This is a genomic window from Wolbachia endosymbiont of Spodoptera picta (assembly GCF_018141665.1).
Lineage (GTDB): Bacteria > Pseudomonadota > Alphaproteobacteria > Rickettsiales > Anaplasmataceae > Wolbachia.
In genome coordinates this window covers 956,952-973,246 of sequence record NZ_CP067976.1, presented here as the reverse complement: position 1 = coordinate 973,246, position 16,295 = coordinate 956,952, and the positions used below count along the sequence as shown (strand labels likewise).

The following is a 16,295-nucleotide window of genomic DNA, read 5'->3' as shown; positions in this document are numbered from 1 at the left end:
CCAATAACTTAACTTTAAATTAATACAATAGTTTTATTTAATATTCTATTGTGAATTCCTGCATTATAAGGTCCATTCTCATTCCATGAGAACCTTTAACTAAAATTACATCATTACCTTGAACAATATTAGCTAAATTACTTTTCAATTTGTTAGAATCATCGAAATGCATGCCTTTTATATTCTCCGGTAAAAGTTTATTCAATTCTAACATAAATTTACCAACCGTATGAACTTTATTCACATTTTGTTCTACTATAGAGTCAAGCAATTCTGTATGAAATACTATGCTTTCATTACCAAGTTCTAACATATCGCCAAGTAGTGCCACTTTTCTTAAATTAGAATATGTACCTAAAGTTCTTATTGCAGCCTTCATTGAAGTAGGGTTAGCATTATAGGAGTCGTTAATCAAATGTACTAATTTTCCATTGTATTTAGCTTGATGAACATTACCTCTACCTTCTGTTACAGTAAAATTCTCAAGTGCTAGTGGTAATTTAGATAAATCAAGTTCGAGACTTTGCAAAACTGCTGTAACAACTAATGCAGAGTATGCAAAATGTTCGCCTTTTACAGGTAAATTACAGTTCATAATTTGACCACTGTTCAGTTTGATTTTTAAATTTAGACCGTTATCGTCTCTTATTAGGTCTAACAAACAAACAGTAGCACTTTCATTCTTACCAAAGCTTACTACATTTCTGTTAGCATTTGATAAGAGATAATCATAATGTTCATTATCCTTATTCAAAACCAAAGTACCATTATTTTTCATACCATGTAGAATTTCTAATTTCGCTTGCGCAATATCAAGTAGAGATGAAAAATTTTCAACATGCGCAGGTTCAATGTTGGTAATAACTGCAATATCCGGATTGCTAATCTCCGATAACTCTTTTATTTCACCAGCTCTACTCATTCCTATTTCAAGGATTAAGTACTGGCAGTCTTCTGGCGCTTTTAGAATCGTAAAAGGCAATCCTATATTATTATTCAAGTTACCTTCATTTACATGAGATACTCCATAATGCAACAAAACAGTGTTAAGCATATCTTTTGTAGTGGTTTTCCCAACACTACCTGTAATTGTGATAACTTTAGCATTAACAAGAATATTTCTAATGTAATATGATGCCATATTATGCAAAGCTTTTAGAGTATCTTGCACAATAATTAGAGGAAAATTTCTATATTTATCTTCGCTTACTACCGCAGCAACAGCTCCTTTTAAAAATGCTTCATGTAGAAAATCATGCCCATCAAATTTCTTTCCCTTGAGAGCAATAAATAAATCACCTTTTTTTATGCTTCTTGTATCCGTTGAAATATTTGAGCTATATACCGAATTACAAACACCCTCCCCTCTTCCGCCAGTAGCATCGATAATATTATTTGCGTTCCATTTTAACATAATTTATCTTTAAAGGTAATTTGAACAAGAAAAGCAGCAAAAATACTACATACTTTGGTAATGTACAAATAATGATTGCTATTTCTATAATTTCATCTTATAATAGATATACAAGCTTAAATATTTTCGTCTATAATTGGGTGTATTTTACTATCTGATTGTAGAAAGTGACTTGGAGGTATGTATGGCAAAAGATGAGTCAAATAAAAAGTCTATTTTGGCTAAGATAAAAGGTGTGTTTTTTCTTGTGCCTAAAGCACTTATTTATCCTATAAAGAAACCGTTTGCTTCAATTGATGAAATGAAGCATGATGCTAAAGTTTCATTAAAAAACGCTGTGAGTGATGTACCTAAAGAAGAAGAGAAATATGACCCACCTATAAAAACCACAGAAGCTAGTAAGTACCTTGGCATACAAATAACAAAACAAGAAAAAGGTAAGGTAAGTTTTTTAGCGTCAAGAACTTTAACGGGGAATATACCTTACTTGAGTCCAGAGAAATTAGATGAAATAAGGGAAGATCTGCCCAATATAACTATTTTTAGAGAAGAAAACAAAATTGTAATTGAAGTTGATGTTGAAAAGATTATCCAAGAAATAAAAGATAAAAATCTAGGTATGGATGAAAAAGTAATGAAAAAGTACGCTCTTGAAGGAATTTATAATAAGATTGATTGTGATCTTAAAAATTTGGCAAAAATTACTGGTGGAGAGTTTAAAGTTCACACAGATCGGAAATTGCTGTATGGTATTGCAGAAAAGTTGTATAGTGGATATGATAGTAAAAAGCAGAAGTCACAGGAAGTTGTAAGGCTTATGGATAAAGAAAAGTCATCAGAGAAAATTTTAAATAATTGGCAAAAAGCTATTAAACAAGATTTTGAAAGTTGCGAAAGCATAAGAGGTAGGGGGAAATAAATTATGGAGAGTGTTACGAAAGAAGTTCAAATAGAGGAAAGGTATCATAGCCTAACTGTTCCTGGAGATATGTATCATTTACAACCAGAAGTTATTGCTGCAAGAAGGGCAAATAGAATAGAAACGTTTTCAAAAAGACACCAAATGGACTATGGGTCAGTTTTGCGTGGACAAGATATACAGCTAAAAGACGTTTCAAGTCTTGAAGATGCTTCTAGCGAAGCAGCAATAAGCCCACCTTCTACACCAAATCATAAGCAAAATAGAAGAGGACCAGGAATTTAATAAAGTATGGGTAGTACAGCTTATGATGACACTAATATCTTTGCTAAGATATTAAGAGGTGAGTTGTCTTATGAGGAAATACATAAAAATGAAAATGTGCTAGCTTTTCGTGATAAGTATCCTGATGCACCAGTTTATATTCTAGTTATACCAAAAGCTCAATACGTTTCATACGATGATTTTGTTCTGAAAGCTTCCGAAGAGGAAATAGTAAGTTTTTTTAAAACTGTTAGAGAAATAGCACATAAATATAACTTAGAAAAAACAGGATATAGATTAGTTACTAATCACGGTAAAGATGGAGAGCAAGTTATACCGCACTTTCACATACATATTTTAGGTGGTAAAAGATTAGGAAAGCATGTAAATTCATAGTGTTATATGTTTTTTAAATGAGTGAATATTTAACCATATTAATTTTTATCTGTGTATCAATTGTAGTATCCTTTACTTTAGGTGTATTACCTATGTTTCTTGCAGTCAGTAACCCAGATGGTGAAAAGCTTTCTACATATGAGTGTGGCTTTAATCCTTTATCAAGAGCCAGAAAAAGTTTCGACATAAAATTTTACTTAGTTGCAATATTGTTCATAATATTTGATTTAGAAATTGCTTTTCTTTTTCCTTGGGCCGTTTCTTTATCTAAAATAAGCTATTACGGATTTTGTTCTATGATGATATTCCTTGCAATACTTACTATAGGCTTTATTTATGAGTGGTGTAAAGGTGCGTTGGAATGGGAGTAAATTTATCTAATAGCGATTGGAATCGTTACAAAAAAGAAGGTTTTCTTATCACTAAATTTGGCGATTTAATAGATTATATAATGAACTGGGCAAGGTCTGGTTCATTGTGGCCAATGACATTTGGTCTTGCATGTTGCGCAGTAGAGATGATGCACACTGCATCCAGTCGTTATGATCTTGATAGATATGGCATAATCTTTCGTGCAAGCCCAAGGCAAGCAGATGTTATGATTGTTGCTGGCACGTTAACTAATAAAATGGCAGCAGCATTGCGTAAAGTTTATGATCAAATGGCGGACCCCAAATACGTCGTTTCTATGGGAAGTTGTGCAAATGGCGGTGGCTATTATCATTATTCTTACTCAGTAGTCCGTGGTTGCGATAGAATTGTGCCAGTTGATGTATATGTTCCTGGATGCCCTCCAACTGCTGAGGCGTTACTATATGGAATGCTATGTCTACAAAATAAAATAAAACGAACTAAGAATATATAGCATGGATAAAACTGCAAAATACATACAAAAAAAGACTAAATGTGAATGTATTCAGAAAAATGATGGCACTATTGTAATATATTCAGCTTTGAATGACATTGAAAATCACTTACTCTTTCTACGTAATGATGAAAAGTGTAGGCTTGAATTATTAGTTGACGTTTTTGGAGTTGATTACCCAGATAGAAAAAAACGTTTCGAGCTAATATACAATTTGCTCAGCCTTGTGCACAATATCAGAGTGCACATAAAGCTTCAGTTATGTGAAGATGATATACCTCTAAGTGCAGCAAAGATATTTAACGCAGCTTCGTGGTTTGAGCGTGAAGTATTTGATATGTATGGAATAGAGTTTTCTAATCACCCAGATTTACGTAGGATTTTAACGGATTATGGATTCAAAGGTCATCCAATGTTAAAAGATTTTCCTCTCACTGGCTACGAGGAAGTAAGATACGATATAGAGGCAAAAAAGGTTGTATATAATCCTATAGACTTACCGCAAGATTTTCGTATGTTTGACAGCTTATCCCCTTGGGAAGGTAGTAAAGCCACAAAAGTAAATATAAAGGAGTAGAAAATGACAGCACAAAGAAAAAAAATATCTTTGATTGGTGCAGGAAATATCGGTGGGACTCTTGCCCATATGATTGCACTAAGAGAACTAGGAGATGTTATTTTGCTTGATGTAAGCGATGGAATACCACAAGGTAAAGCACTTGACATTACAGAATCATCTCCTATTGATCGATCTAATGTCAATATTACTGGTACAAATAGGTATGAAGATATAAAAAACTCTGACGCAATTATAATAACTGCTGGCATTGCCAGAAAACCTGGAATGAGCAGAGATGACCTTCTGCAAACTAATGCTGCAGTAATGAAAGAGGTTGGGGAAAATATTAAAAAACATTCTCCAAACGCATTTGTAATAGTGGTTACCAATCCTTTAGATGCTATGGTTTCAGTAGTATACAAATCTTCAAGCCTGCCAACTAATATGATTGTTGGTATGGCAGGAGTGCTTGACTCTGCTCGTTTTCGTTATTTTCTTGCAAGTGAGTTAAATATTTCTGTCGAAGATGTATCTGCTTTTGTGCTTGGAGGACATGGTGACACTATGGTACCACTAATCAATTATGCTTCAATTGCTGGCATTCCACTTACCCAAATCATTGAGATGGGTTTGATTACGCGAGGAAAAGTTGATGAAATAGTTGAGCGCACTCGTAATGGTGGAAAAGAAATAGTTGATCTACTTAAATCTGGATCTGCATACTATGCTCCTGCATCTTCAGCCATAAGCATGCTAGAATCATACTTAAAAGATAAAAGGCGTATATTACCATGCGCTGCTTATCTTAATGGTGAATATGGTGTGAAAGACTTATTCATTGGTGTTCCTACTATTATTGGCAAAAATGGAGTTGAGAAAGTTCTAGAAGTTAAAATGAACGATAGTGAACAAGAGATGTTTTATAAATCTGTAAGTGCAGTAAAAGAGCTCTGTCAGCTAAATTAATTGCCCTATAGAATTTCTTTGAGCTCAAGCTTCGAAAACAGTCTAAAAAAATTATTTGTAGTTATTTTTGCTACTTGTTCCGACGATTCATTCCATAATTCTGCTAAACAATTCACAACATATTTCACCATTGCCGGTTCATTTTTTCTTCCTCTGTAAGGCTCAGGAGATAGATAAGGTGCATCAGTTTCAACTAAAACACGCTCACGTGGCACATTTTGTGCAATTTCTCTTAGTAAGTTCGCATTTTTAAAAGTAATAATTCCAGAAAATGAAATGTATAATCCCAAGTCCATAGCCTTATAAGCAAGCTCTTTAGAAGAAGCAAAGCAATGCATTACTCCACTAAAAGCGTCCTTCTTCATTTCTGAATTTAACATATCAATCATCTCACTATCAGCATTTCTAGTGTGAATAACTAAAGGTAATCCTGTTACTTTTGCCGCTTCTATATGTGATGCAAAACTTTTTTTTTGATTGCTTTTGTTATCAGATTTATAAAAATCTAATCCAGTTTCACCGATACTAATTACCTTTTTGCCCTTAGTAAATTCAATCAATTCATCAGCATTTATACACTCACCTTTTTCCACATTAGTATCAAGCGGATGTATACCAACGGAGCAGTAGACTTGATCATAGGATGAAGAGATTTTTAATAATTTAGGGATATCATTAATGCTTATACATATGTTATGCAAAATTCTCACACCATTTTGCTCTGCTCTTGAAATTACCTTTGGTATTTCATCATCAGAAAAATAAATTAGATGACAATGAGAATCAACTATCATAAATAGATCCTTTTATGATAGAAGAAAACTCTTCTATCACTTTTTTATAAACTTCTTTTTTGAACGGTATGGCACTGGCTACCAAATCATCCACATTTTGCCAACGCCACTCTTTGAACTCTGGATGATCAGTATAGTTAATATTAATATCCTTATCCTTCCCACAAAATTTCATTAAGAACCACCTTTGCTTTTGGCCAGAATATCTCCCATTCCAGCATATCGGTATAACTTCCTTGGGTAAGTTGTAATATATCCACTCTTTATTTTGAGCCACAACTTCTGCTTCATCAGTACCAACTTCCTCCAATAGCTCACGTAGCGCTGCCTGCTCTAGCTCTTCACCTTCATCAACTCCTCCTTGTGGCATCTGCCAATAAGAGTCACTATCAAAACGTTTTCCAATAAAAATATTTCCCTGTTTGTTAAATAACATTATGCCAACACAAGGGCGATACTCTTTCTCCTCACTAATCACAAATACTCTCTATTGCTAAATTATCTATCATAGAAGTTCCAACTACTTTTTTACTATTCATTTTTTCAACAATTTTTTTTGCAACTTCTTTTGCGCTTAAGTTTTAGTTATCAATTTCAAGTGAACCTTGAGGCATAAATAGTTTCTTTCCTTTAATTCTTCTCATAGCAAAATCTGAATCAGTAATTTTTCTCTCCTGCTCTCTTTCCTTTAATTGAACGCGCTTTACTAGTTCTCCACTATTACAATATAACACCACAGGGAGAATCTCCACGTTCATTTTTTTACTTAAATTCACCACTGAGTTATATACTTTTTGATCATAGGAATCACCTTTTATCAATTCGTTTGTAAATATATAATGCTTTGATTCTATATGGTATTTTTCCAATATTGCTAACATATTCTCTCTAATCACAAAAATTTCTTCCCATATTTCACTTGTAACCTCAGCGTTTCTGAAATCAATCATATCAAATATGATATTATTAAACAGGTTATTGTCTACTATCACCCCATCAATAATATTACACAGCTCTTTTGCAATCGTAAGTTTGCCACTACCCGGAAATCCGATTAAGTAAATGATCATACCATCAGAAAACTATCATATATTACAAATATATGTATTATAAACGTTACACTAGAAACATATCAAAAATAGTTCATATTCAGAAATTTTGAGTGTATCATTACAGATAAATTATATAATTTAGAATAATGAATGGTGATACAGAATCAATAAAAAATACAATTGTAGATGTAATAGATCAAAACAAAGGTCAAGATATAGTTACTTTTGATGTACAGAATAAAACTGTCATTGCAAAATATATGATCATTGCATCCGGTGATTCGAGCCGCCATGTAAAAGCATTAGCTGAGCACGTGATGAAAAATCTCAAGCAATATGATAAAATAGATGTAGAAGGTATGGATGAAGGTAACTGGGTGATTGTGAATTTTCAAGGTATAATGGTTCACCTATTCAGGCCAGAAGTAAGAGAATATTATAAGATAGAAGAGTTATGGAATTGATTATCCAGGTAGCTGGTATACACTTGCTCAAATGTTGTAATTTTGAAGGCAACCCTTATGAAGTTGGTGGTGTCATTCCAGTGCTTGACACTGGAATCTAGAAAACTTAATCATAAACGAGCACACTATACAACATTTTTGATGAAATTTCATAATAAACTGGATTCCAGTGTCAAGCACTGGAATGACGCCATCGTTAACAACACCGTTTACACACAAAATAACATATTATGAAACATAAATCCGAGTTTTTAAACTTCATTCAAGAAAGAGGATACCTATATCAATGTACAAACATTGATAGGTTAGACCAGCTATTATCACAAGATAATTATATAATTGCATACATTGGGTTTGATTGTACGGCACCAAGTTTGCATATTGGCAGTCTCATTCAAATCATGATGCTCCGTCACCTACAAAAATTCGGTTATAAGCCAATAGTTCTACTTGGAGGTGGCACAACAAAAATTGGTGACCCATCTGGTAAAGACAAAGCAAGAAGCGTCTTGCCGATAGAAGATATCAATCAAAATATACTTGGTATAAAGAAAACCCTCGAGAAGATGATATCTTTCGATTATGGAAAAACTGGTGCAATCATAGTAAACAACGCAGATTGGTTAGATAACATAAAATATATAGACTTTTTGCGTGATATAGGGACACATTTTTCTGTAAATCGCATGTTAGGCTTTGATAGTGTGAAAATTAGGCTAGATAGGGAGCAAAATCTAAGCTTTCTCGAGTTTAATTACATGTTGTTACAAGCCTATGATTTTGTCGAGTTGAATAAAAAGTATGGCTGTCGTCTCCAGATTGGAGGGTCAGACCAATGGGGAAATATAGTAAACGGAATTGAACTTAGCAAAAAGTTAAATTTACCTGAGCTGTTTGGTCTTACCACACCTCTTTTATTAAACGCACAAGGAAAAAAGATGGGCAAAACTGAAAGTGGGGCAGTATGGCTTGATGGCAGCATGCTAAATTCCTATGACTATTGGCAATATTTTCGCAATGTTGATGATCAAGATGTTGGTCGTTTCTTGAGACTTTTCACTGATTTACCAACTGATGAAATTAAAAAACTAGAGTTCTTGAAGGATCAAGAAATAAATGAAGCAAAAAAGGTCTTGGCAACAGAAGTGACAAAAATATGTCATGGTTGCAAAGAAGCTGAACTTGCACGATCTGCTGCAATCTCTGCTTTTGAAAATGAAGATAGTTCATTGCTTTCTGGTTACACTATCACAAGAGAACAAGTTGCAAATGGCATACTCCTGATAGACTTGCTTCATGACACCGGTTTTGAACCTTCAAAAGGTGCGGCAAAGCGTTTAATACAGGGAAATGGATGTAAAGTTAATGATAATACTATAAACGATGTTAACTATACAATAAACTCTGAAAGCTTTGAAGGTCAGCCATTTATCAAATTATCTGCAGGAAAGAAACGCCATATTAAAATTTTAGTGAGTGAAGTAAGAAAGTAAATTTGTCTCTGTTCAGAAGAATAGCAAAATAAGGTAGCCAAGAAAAGACAATTATAGGGACAAATGGATATCATTGAAGCAGCTGACACTGTGGCAGAATCGCTAGATAACCCTACTATCGCTAGCAGTTTCTTGCTGTCGATTTGCTGAGATTGGTTTATCAACTTGAGTGTCAGGCTTTGACAATTTATATATAGCATTGCCAACTATTAATGCTGTTGCTGTAATTGCAACTACTACTATAACTATAGGTATTAACTCAGCTGTAATTTCTCCGGCTGTAAAAAGTGCTATAGATATAGCAGTACCTAATAATGCAGTTACTCCACCGGCAATCCACCCTTTCTTAATTGCTGGACAATTAAGATAGTATAAAGGAGTCTCTCCCCACATATCTACTGCATTAACATTGACACCTCTTTCTACAAGAGCATCTATTATGGCCATACTGCGAAATAAAGCAGCATAGTGTAAAGGAGTCCTTCTCCATATATTTATTGCATTAACATTTGCACCTTGTTCTATGAGAGCGTTTGCTATGTTTATACTATCAAGATAAGTAGTATTATGTAAAGGAGTATCTCCTTTTACATCTTTTTCATTAACATTTGCCCTTTTTTCCATGAGAGCCTTCGCTATATTTTCTAGGTTAAAGGAAGCCACCAAGTGCAAAAGAGTCGCTTTTTCACCATCTTTAAACACATAATTTATATCAAAGCCAGACTTTTCCCACTCTTCATATTCCTTTGAATATCTTTTCAGCTCATTTTGTATTTTTTCAATTACGTTATCTTTGCTTAAATCTTTGTCAACATTAACTAAATTCAATAATTCGTGCCAATTTGAAATTTCCATTGCTATAACCTTACCTTTAATTTTCAATAATGTATTTAATTATATGATAAGAAGTCAATTTAAATAAATTACACATATATGGAACTTATCAGATAAATATATAATATGAACTAGATTCCGGCGGGCTTTGTTGCATCACTATCTATGAAAGGCTAACTATACAAGCAGCTTATTGAAAATCTTATTTTTTGCAATCAATCTGATTAAATTTAAGAATAGTAATTTATTGTTTGTACTAGTAAATTTAATTCTACTTAAAATAGCTAAAGCATTGAAATTCTTGAATTCTAGCTAGATTAGTGAATGATAGTAAAACTTCTTTTACTTAAATTTAGATATTTACTGACTGTCCTTACTATAAATGCTAGAATAATAAGCTATTGATATTCTACATTTTTATCTTTTATCCATCGTAGATAGAGCCCAATGGCGTCAACTTAAGGAAAGATGTTAAGGAGTAAAATACTGTAAAAAATAGGACCTTTGGTTTCTATTTTATTTCAATAAAGAAGATATCAGTAAAGCTTATCTGTTAAGGTGTCACATAGAGGAGTGCTATAAACGACTCAAAGTAGAAGGAGAATTAGAGAATTTTTCTGGGATAAATTTAGAAACAAGAATTTTGTGCAAACTTGGTCATGTGCAATACTTCATATGTGTGATGCACAAGAGCCTTGGAACCCAGATCAAATTGCTGAGTATCGTTTAAATTTTTCAGTTTTATTTGGTGTAATGAGACAGAAACTTTATCAGGTGCTTGTTGGAACCAAAAAATTTCCAAGCCCTTTTTAAGTATACGCACTAAAGTTAACGTGAAGATTGTATAGCTGCAATAAAGTAGATAAGCCTAAACGCCATCATGCCTTTAGGAGAGCTTGCTAATTTATTCTCTTAAGTTAACGCCATTGTCTGAACAGATACATAAAAAAGTAGTACTTGCAAGAAAGAGTTACTTAAGAAATTAACTAACTTTGCTATTTTCTCTAACATACCTAGAAGAAATAGATACATTATCTAATGCAGTTCTAATACTAGCATTGTTCTCATTAACAACTACAGCTAGCTTAAAAGCATTCAAAGTATATTAACCATATAGAAACAGTACAGTACTTACTGCAGTAAGTGTATCTTGTAGCATAGCACTATTTTGAACTCGTGTTAAAATAGAATCGACACATTTATTATTACCTTTATACATAGCAAAGGCAAGTGGTTTAATGACATACGTCACTCCTGTAAGCTGCACAATATCTTTAGAAGTAAGGATATTTCGCAGTGTATCACTATTTTGAGCTCGTATAAAAATAGAATTGATACACTTGTTATTGCCTTTATATATAGCAAAGTTAAGTGGCGTTAAAGTATACGCTATAATATTTAAATACTGTACAATATTTCTAGAAGCAAGGATATCTTGTAATATACCATTTTCCTGGGCTTTTGTTAAAATAACATCAACATATCTTTCCTTGTTGTAATGTATGGCAAAGCCAAGCGATGTTAAGTTGTACATCAAACCATCTTGATAATTTATAATATTTGGAGCAGTAAGAATATCTTGTAGTATACCACTGTTTTGAGCTTGTTCTAAAATAGAATTAACACATTCATTATTGTCTCTATGTATAGCTAGGCTAAGCAGTGTTAAAGTGCGTCCTCCACCTGTTGGAAATCGTGTAGTATATCAAGTGATAAGAACTTTTAGTAAATCATTTCCTGAAACTGCTTCCAAGATATCGCTGATGCTCCTTCCATTCCATATGGATCTTTTTAGCTGAAAATACAAATCTTTTTGTTTTCGTGTTAAATTTTGATGATTTAGCATATTCTTGTAACCTCGTTTTAAAGTCAGTGCAGTTTAATTATTCTATGTTAGTATACACCAATAGAAAAAATTTCATCATATGTTCTGGAAAAAATTTACACAGGTTAATGAGGAAACCGTAAGAGAGAGCCTAAAAAAGGTTATAGAGAAGAAAAGTGGTAAGAATGTTGGTGTAGTATCCTCAATTATTATTAAAGGTAAAGATGTTGCTTTTGCTCTTGAAGTTACTGAGCCAAATGAAGAATTAAGAAAAAATTGTGAGCAAGCTGTTAAGGCGATACCGGGAGTAGGAAAGGTTACTGTAGTTGCTACTGGTCAAAAACAAGCTAGGCAACAAAAAGCTAAACTTCATATCGAAGGAGTGAAAAATATAATTGTCGTTGCTTCTGGTAAGGGAGGTGTGGGTAAGTCGACAGTTGCACTAAATCTAGCTCTTTCGTTAGCAGAATCAAAACATAAAGTTGCGCTAGTTGATGCAGATATATATGGTCCTTCGATTCCTAAAATGTTGGGCACTGAGAAATTGAAACCAGAAATACAGAGTGGTAAAGCAATGCCTATAGAGAAACATGGTCTCTATACTATTTCAATTGGCTATTTTATTGATAAGGACCGCGCAGCAATATGGCGTGGACCTATGATCACAAAAGCACTTTACAATTTGCTAATGGGAACAAGGTGGTCTGATATAGAATATTTAATCATTGATACACCACCTGGCACTGGCGATGTACATTTAAGTCTGATGGAGAATTTTAGTTTAACTGGAGCAATAATAGTTTCAACTCCACAGGAGCTTGCTTTAGTCGATGCACAAAAAATTTATGATATGTTCACAAAGCTCAGCGTGCCAATTATCGGCATTGTGGAAAATATGAGCTATTTTGTTCAAGATAATTCAAAAATACACATATTTGGAAAAGGTGGTGCAAAAAAAATGTCTGAAGAGCTGGGAGTCAAACTCTTGAGCAGAGTTCCTCTAGATCCGCAAATATGTAGTGCTTCTGATTGTGGAAATCCTTCAATACTAAGTGAGGATTTAGTAAGGATTTATGAAGGCATTGCTAAAGATGTTAGGTCTTTTGTATGCAGTCTATAAAGTTTTTTTAAACTACTTTTAAAATAGGTAGAATGTAATTTTAGGTGAATAAAATATTTCAAATGGCAGCAGCTACCTCGTATCTGAGCAGACAATAGACTTCTTGGATAACTTAAGAAACAAGTAGTAGAAGCAATATTAGGGAAGGTATAAATTTTGAGCAGGTAAGTAAACTTGATGAAGAGAAGCTTCGAAGACTAAGAGGAGTAAAAAGAAAAACATTGGAAAAATAATAGAAATTTTAATAGAGGAAGAGGCCAAGAAAAAGGCAAGAGGAGGAAAAACAAATATATTTATTAATAGCACTCGAATATTTGTGTAAATACCGTACATATTTCCATATAGCGCAAAGCTATGGAATAAGTGAAAGTTCTTGCTAACGGCTGAATAGAAGATGCATTGATAAAACATTGAGATTTCAGGAAGATAAAGAGCTATTAAAGTTAAATAGGAGTATGCAAAAGTTTTATAAAAGGGAATGTTCAACTCCCCCATAGAAGATCAAAAAATATCCTTAGGTTATCCAAGAAGTCTATTGTTGGTAAACATAAAAGGCTATTTGCCTTTTTATCTAGTTTATGCAGGAGGTCTAATATTTATTGTTGAGTGTGATTTTAGGCATGTCTGCTAAAACGCAACTTTTAAATCGCCAAAATTTCTCCTTGCCTTTACTAATTCCGATTCTTGGAGTGCACACATAATCTGGTTTGAGGTGATATTCATAGAGACAAAATTCATGACTTATAGTAAGGTCTTGTTTATTATGTTCTTTTGTAATGTTTAATTTTTTGCACAGTATGCCTGGCCCGCCTAAATTTGCTTCAAGCGGTTCAGTGAGCTTTAATCCTCGTATTAACACTGCTGCTGGGAATCCTTCTGCTTCTGTTACAATATTTAGACAATAGTACATTCCATATATAAAATATACGTACGAAAACCCTGGCGTACCAAACATTACTGAGGTTCGATTAGTATAGCCTCTTGCTGCATGACAAGCTGGGTCATCCATTCCTATATACGCTTCAACTTCAGTTATTATTCCACTAAAATTAGAAAATTTCAGCATCTTCCCTAGCAGCTCCCCAGCTACGGTTAAAGTTGGCCGTTCATAGAAATTTCTTGGTAATATTGTGTTATTCATCATAGAAGTACAAGTTACTTACATTTGTAAGCAAGTTATACTATTTTTGCTTTTTCTTATTTATTTAGTCAAGAGCATCTCTGAGAAGTAGAAGTTGGTGTTGTTGTCACATTTGTTACATCTGTTGAAGGCTGCTGTAAAACCTTGACTGATTCAGAGCTCTTTTGTTGCAATTGCGGTACTAACTCTTCATATAAAGATTTTGGCTCACGTCTCTTACCTATTTTGACTTCTTTATTTGCACGCAACTGCTCTGCAGTAACACCGTCGCCTTCAAGGAGAGTTACACCATTCTTACCATCAATGTTAACTTTAATTTTGCATTCTCTTTCATCAACATACCACTTTAAAGTCATTTCATATAACCCACTAATTATTTCATAAACTCTTTCCTCATTATCACTATCATTATTAATATAGCAACATGCCCCTCTCTTTTTTTCTTGATTAGGATGACAAAATGTAATTGTTCTTACACCATACTCTTTACATATACTACCGCCTAGAAGTTTAGCTATATCTACTCCTTCTTTATTGGCATGTAGCACAACTCTCACGGTGGGGTAAACAATATTACCTTCCCTTTTGCCTTCTTTTATCATTATGGACTCTATGGTATATACCTTCGATATCTCTGCCTTAATTTGGTCAGCAATCTTGCCTACAATCTCTTTACCATGATAGTGAGATTCTCCTTTCTTCGGAGAAAAAGGTTCTTTGTTTGTAGTATTAGTGAAAGGATCATTCTGTAAATCAAAGAATTTATCCCATTCTTCATCACTGTCTAATTTGATATATCCACGCTTGTTCTTGCCTGATACTGCATTCTGAATACTAGACGATCCTTCTGTTACAGTTGTACCAGAGCTATTGCTTTTACCTTTTAGAAGAACAAGATGCTCTTCTGACCTTTCTTCCTTACTCAACTTTGAAGCTGCATCACCAAAAGAAGGTTTCTCTACTATATGCGTGTAAGAATTTTTAACTCTACTCTCATTATCAGGTACTGTAGTAGCCCACAAAAGCTTTTTAATATAATCTAACATATGCCACCTCTTACCATTAACTAAATGTCAGTATGCAAACTTTGCTATAACTAATCAATAACTAAATTTACTCCAAATAAAATGAGCTGATAAAAAGGTATAAATTGAGATTAGGTAAAGCTTTTGGTATAATATCTAGTTAATTTTGAATAGGCAGGTGACCTCAGCTACAAAGACGTTTTTTATCTCATTTATTTTTGGGTTTATTCTCTTTCCCTATTTTATAAAACTTCTAAAAAAGATAAGTAAAGATGGACAACCAATCAGATCATATGGACCAGAAAGTCATTTAATAACAAAAAAGAATATACCACCTATGGGTGGAGTAATAATACTAACTTCTGCTTTATTACCAATCCTGCTTTGGACTCAATTAACACCAGAAATTTCATTGCTGGTATTTATAACTCTATTTTTTGCTCTACTTGGATTTATTGATGACTATTTAAAATTGAAGACAAATCACCACCGAGGTTTAAGTGCAAAAACCAAAATACTTATTCAGTTTGTCGTTACTCTGGTCTGTATGTTTATACTTAAGCTACAATCTGCTGAAGGTTTTACAAAAATTTCTCTATTTAGAGAAGTAGCAATCGACCTTGGCTATCTATATCTTCCGTTTGCTGCATTTGTAATTGTCGGCTCTTCTAATGCTGTGAATCTTACAGATGGCCTAGATGGCCTTGCTGCAACTCAAGCCATTACTTCCTTTGCTTTTTTGGGGCTAATTGCATACATAACTCAGGCAGATGTAAACATTACTTTATTCTGCATTGCATTTATAGGAGCTATTTTAAGTTTCTTGTGGTTTAACACACATCCAGCAAAAATATTTATGGGTGATGTTGGAAGCCTATCAATCGGTGCAGCTTTAGGACTCACTAGTGTTCTAATTAAAAAAGAAATGCTTTTTGCCGTTATTGGAATAATCTTTGTAATAGAGACTTTATCTGTGATTATTCAGATATCATATTTTAAATATACAAAATTTAGATATGGAGCAGGAAGAAGAATTTTCCTTATGACACCAATACATCATCACTTTGAAAAGAAAGGGTGGTCAGAAAATACAATAGTTATAAAATTTTGGATAATTTCTATCGTTTGTTCGATTTTTGCTTTAACTTTCTTATTATAGGAACT

Annotated in this window: 19 protein-coding genes and 2 pseudogenes; 13 read left to right on the top strand and 8 right to left on the bottom strand. The window is 33.4% G+C overall.

Annotated elements, in window-relative coordinates:
• Positions 1–37: 37 nt before the first annotated feature.
• Positions 38–1,414, bottom strand: coding sequence for a UDP-N-acetylmuramoyl-tripeptide--D-alanyl-D-alanine ligase (locus JKF54_RS04425; protein ID WP_211907698.1), 1,377 nt, complete (start codon positions 1,412–1,414; stop codon positions 38–40).
• A 184-nt stretch (positions 1,415–1,598) separates the two neighbouring features.
• Here JKF54_RS04425 and JKF54_RS04420 point away from each other — a divergent pair, with 184 nt between their 5' ends.
• Genes JKF54_RS04420 through mdh form a run of 7 tightly spaced genes read left to right on the top strand, consistent with a single transcriptional unit; the run spans position 1,599 to position 5,383 of the window.
• The gene (locus JKF54_RS04420) at positions 1,599–2,333 is read left to right on the top strand and encodes a hypothetical protein (protein WP_211907697.1); all 735 of its coding nucleotides are present in this window, start codon (positions 1,599–1,601) and stop codon (positions 2,331–2,333) included.
• 3 nt (positions 2,334–2,336) lie between these two features.
• A complete protein-coding gene (locus JKF54_RS04415) occupies positions 2,337–2,618 on the top strand; it encodes a hypothetical protein (protein ID WP_211907696.1) in 282 nt (93 codons plus the stop codon).
• Between the two features lie 6 nt (positions 2,619–2,624).
• The gene (locus JKF54_RS04410) at positions 2,625–2,993 is read left to right on the top strand and encodes an HIT domain-containing protein (RefSeq protein ID WP_211907695.1); all 369 of its coding nucleotides are present in this window, start codon (positions 2,625–2,627) and stop codon (positions 2,991–2,993) included.
• A 17-nt stretch (positions 2,994–3,010) separates the two neighbouring features.
• Positions 3,011–3,364 (top strand): NADH-quinone oxidoreductase subunit A, encoded by a 354-nt coding sequence (ndhC, locus tag JKF54_RS04405; protein ID WP_211907694.1) that lies wholly within the window; start codon positions 3,011–3,013, stop codon positions 3,362–3,364.
• Positions 3,355–3,858, top strand: a complete 504-nt coding sequence (locus JKF54_RS04400) for a NuoB/complex I 20 kDa subunit family protein (RefSeq protein ID WP_211907693.1) — start codon at positions 3,355–3,357, stop codon at positions 3,856–3,858. Before ndhC ends, JKF54_RS04400 begins: the two co-directional genes overlap by 10 nt.
• 1 nt (position 3,859) lies before the next feature.
• On the top strand, positions 3,860–4,435 hold the full coding sequence (locus JKF54_RS04395; RefSeq protein ID WP_211907692.1) for an NADH-quinone oxidoreductase subunit C: 576 nt from the start codon (positions 3,860–3,862) through the stop codon (positions 4,433–4,435).
• Between the two features lie 3 nt (positions 4,436–4,438).
• Complete coding sequence (gene mdh / locus JKF54_RS04390) at positions 4,439–5,383, top strand: malate dehydrogenase (RefSeq protein ID WP_211907691.1); 945 nt, start codon at positions 4,439–4,441, stop codon at positions 5,381–5,383.
• Between the two features lie 5 nt (positions 5,384–5,388).
• Here the strand turns inward: mdh and JKF54_RS04385 are convergent, their stop codons facing one another.
• The 3 genes from JKF54_RS04385 to JKF54_RS04375 form a co-directional block, all read right to left on the bottom strand.
• Positions 5,389–6,177 carry a TatD family hydrolase gene (locus JKF54_RS04385; RefSeq protein ID WP_211907690.1) on the bottom strand — a complete coding sequence of 263 codons (789 nt, stop codon included), beginning with the start codon at positions 6,175–6,177 and terminating at the stop codon, positions 5,389–5,391.
• Entirely contained in the window at positions 6,167–6,655 is a 489-nt protein-coding gene (locus JKF54_RS04380) for an RNA pyrophosphohydrolase (protein WP_211907689.1), read from the bottom strand. The genes JKF54_RS04385 and JKF54_RS04380 overlap by 11 nt, the downstream gene beginning before the upstream one ends.
• A 103-nt stretch (positions 6,656–6,758) precedes the next feature.
• On the bottom strand, positions 6,759–7,247 hold the full coding sequence (locus JKF54_RS04375) for an AAA family ATPase (protein WP_211907688.1): 489 nt from the start codon (positions 7,245–7,247) through the stop codon (positions 6,759–6,761).
• 128 nt (positions 7,248–7,375) lie between these two features.
• Here JKF54_RS04375 and rsfS point away from each other — a divergent pair, with 128 nt between their 5' ends.
• Entirely contained in the window at positions 7,376–7,693 is a 318-nt protein-coding gene (gene rsfS, locus JKF54_RS04370) for a ribosome silencing factor (RefSeq protein WP_007302263.1), read from the top strand.
• A gap of 230 nt (positions 7,694–7,923) precedes the next feature.
• A complete protein-coding gene (gene tyrS, locus JKF54_RS04365) occupies positions 7,924–9,186 on the top strand; it encodes a tyrosine--tRNA ligase (protein WP_211907687.1) in 1,263 nt (420 codons plus the stop codon).
• 102 nt (positions 9,187–9,288) lie between these two features.
• Here the strand turns inward: tyrS and JKF54_RS04360 are convergent, their stop codons facing one another.
• On the bottom strand, positions 9,289–10,041 hold the full coding sequence (locus JKF54_RS04360; RefSeq protein ID WP_211907686.1) for an ankyrin repeat domain-containing protein: 753 nt from the start codon (positions 10,039–10,041) through the stop codon (positions 9,289–9,291).
• Between the two features lie 499 nt (positions 10,042–10,540).
• Here JKF54_RS04360 and JKF54_RS04355 point away from each other — a divergent pair.
• Positions 10,541–10,923: pseudogene (locus JKF54_RS04355) on the top strand (IS4-like element ISWosp8 family transposase); the annotation flags it as partial.
• A 202-nt stretch (positions 10,924–11,125) separates the two neighbouring features.
• Here the strand turns inward: JKF54_RS04355 and JKF54_RS04350 are convergent.
• On the bottom strand, positions 11,126–11,668 hold the full coding sequence (locus JKF54_RS04350; RefSeq protein ID WP_444875951.1) for a WD_0033/WD_0034 family tandem repeat-containing protein: 543 nt from the start codon (positions 11,666–11,668) through the stop codon (positions 11,126–11,128).
• 277 nt (positions 11,669–11,945) lie between these two features.
• Here JKF54_RS04350 and JKF54_RS04345 point away from each other — a divergent pair, with 277 nt between their 5' ends.
• Together JKF54_RS04345 and JKF54_RS06485 are read left to right on the top strand one after the other, a co-directional pair.
• On the top strand, positions 11,946–12,965 hold the full coding sequence (locus JKF54_RS04345) for an Mrp/NBP35 family ATP-binding protein (RefSeq protein ID WP_211907685.1): 1,020 nt from the start codon (positions 11,946–11,948) through the stop codon (positions 12,963–12,965).
• A 149-nt stretch (positions 12,966–13,114) separates the two neighbouring features.
• A pseudogene (locus JKF54_RS06485) lies at positions 13,115–13,339 on the top strand (helix-turn-helix domain-containing protein); the annotation flags it as partial.
• A 215-nt stretch (positions 13,340–13,554) separates the two neighbouring features.
• Here JKF54_RS06485 and JKF54_RS04335 read toward each other — a convergent pair.
• Positions 13,555–14,106 (bottom strand): DNA-3-methyladenine glycosylase, encoded by a 552-nt coding sequence (locus tag JKF54_RS04335; protein WP_012481934.1) that lies wholly within the window; start codon positions 14,104–14,106, stop codon positions 13,555–13,557.
• 68 nt (positions 14,107–14,174) lie between these two features.
• Positions 14,175–15,152: a hypothetical protein gene (locus tag JKF54_RS04330; RefSeq protein ID WP_211907684.1), complete on the bottom strand. Its 978-nt coding sequence runs from the start codon at positions 15,150–15,152 to the stop codon at positions 14,175–14,177.
• 157 nt (positions 15,153–15,309) lie between these two features.
• Between JKF54_RS04330 and mraY the strand changes: the two genes are divergently transcribed.
• A complete protein-coding gene (gene mraY, locus JKF54_RS04325; protein ID WP_211907683.1) occupies positions 15,310–16,290 on the top strand; it encodes a phospho-N-acetylmuramoyl-pentapeptide-transferase in 981 nt (326 codons plus the stop codon).
• Positions 16,291–16,295: the final 5 nt, after the last annotated feature.

Bases quoted from the DNA above. Each gene is read 5' to 3' on its own strand.
- JKF54_RS04425 (WP_211907698.1), bottom strand. From the start codon at position 1,414: ATGTTAAAATGGAACGCAAATAATATTATCGATGCTACTGGCGGAAGA.
- JKF54_RS04420 (WP_211907697.1), top strand. From the start codon at position 1,599: ATGGCAAAAGATGAGTCAAATAAAAAGTCTATTTTGGCTAAGATAAAA.
- JKF54_RS04415 (WP_211907696.1), top strand. From the start codon at position 2,337: ATGGAGAGTGTTACGAAAGAAGTTCAAATAGAGGAAAGGTATCATAGC.
- JKF54_RS04410 (WP_211907695.1), top strand. From the start codon at position 2,625: ATGGGTAGTACAGCTTATGATGACACTAATATCTTTGCTAAGATATTA.
- ndhC (WP_211907694.1), top strand. From the start codon at position 3,011: ATGAGTGAATATTTAACCATATTAATTTTTATCTGTGTATCAATTGTA.
- JKF54_RS04400 (WP_211907693.1), top strand. From the start codon at position 3,355: ATGGGAGTAAATTTATCTAATAGCGATTGGAATCGTTACAAAAAAGAA.
- JKF54_RS04395 (WP_211907692.1), top strand. From the start codon at position 3,860: ATGGATAAAACTGCAAAATACATACAAAAAAAGACTAAATGTGAATGT.
- mdh (WP_211907691.1), top strand. From the start codon at position 4,439: ATGACAGCACAAAGAAAAAAAATATCTTTGATTGGTGCAGGAAATATC.
- JKF54_RS04385 (WP_211907690.1), bottom strand. From the start codon at position 6,177: ATGATAGTTGATTCTCATTGTCATCTAATTTATTTTTCTGATGATGAA.
- JKF54_RS04375 (WP_211907688.1), bottom strand. From the start codon at position 7,247: ATGATCATTTACTTAATCGGATTTCCGGGTAGTGGCAAACTTACGATT.
- rsfS (WP_007302263.1), top strand. From the start codon at position 7,376: ATGAATGGTGATACAGAATCAATAAAAAATACAATTGTAGATGTAATA.
- tyrS (WP_211907687.1), top strand. From the start codon at position 7,924: ATGAAACATAAATCCGAGTTTTTAAACTTCATTCAAGAAAGAGGATAC.
- JKF54_RS04360 (WP_211907686.1), bottom strand. From the start codon at position 10,041: ATGGAAATTTCAAATTGGCACGAATTATTGAATTTAGTTAATGTTGAC.
- JKF54_RS04345 (WP_211907685.1), top strand. From the start codon at position 11,946: ATGTTCTGGAAAAAATTTACACAGGTTAATGAGGAAACCGTAAGAGAG.
- JKF54_RS04335 (WP_012481934.1), bottom strand. From the start codon at position 14,106: ATGAATAACACAATATTACCAAGAAATTTCTATGAACGGCCAACTTTA.
- JKF54_RS04330 (WP_211907684.1), bottom strand. From the start codon at position 15,152: ATGTTAGATTATATTAAAAAGCTTTTGTGGGCTACTACAGTACCTGAT.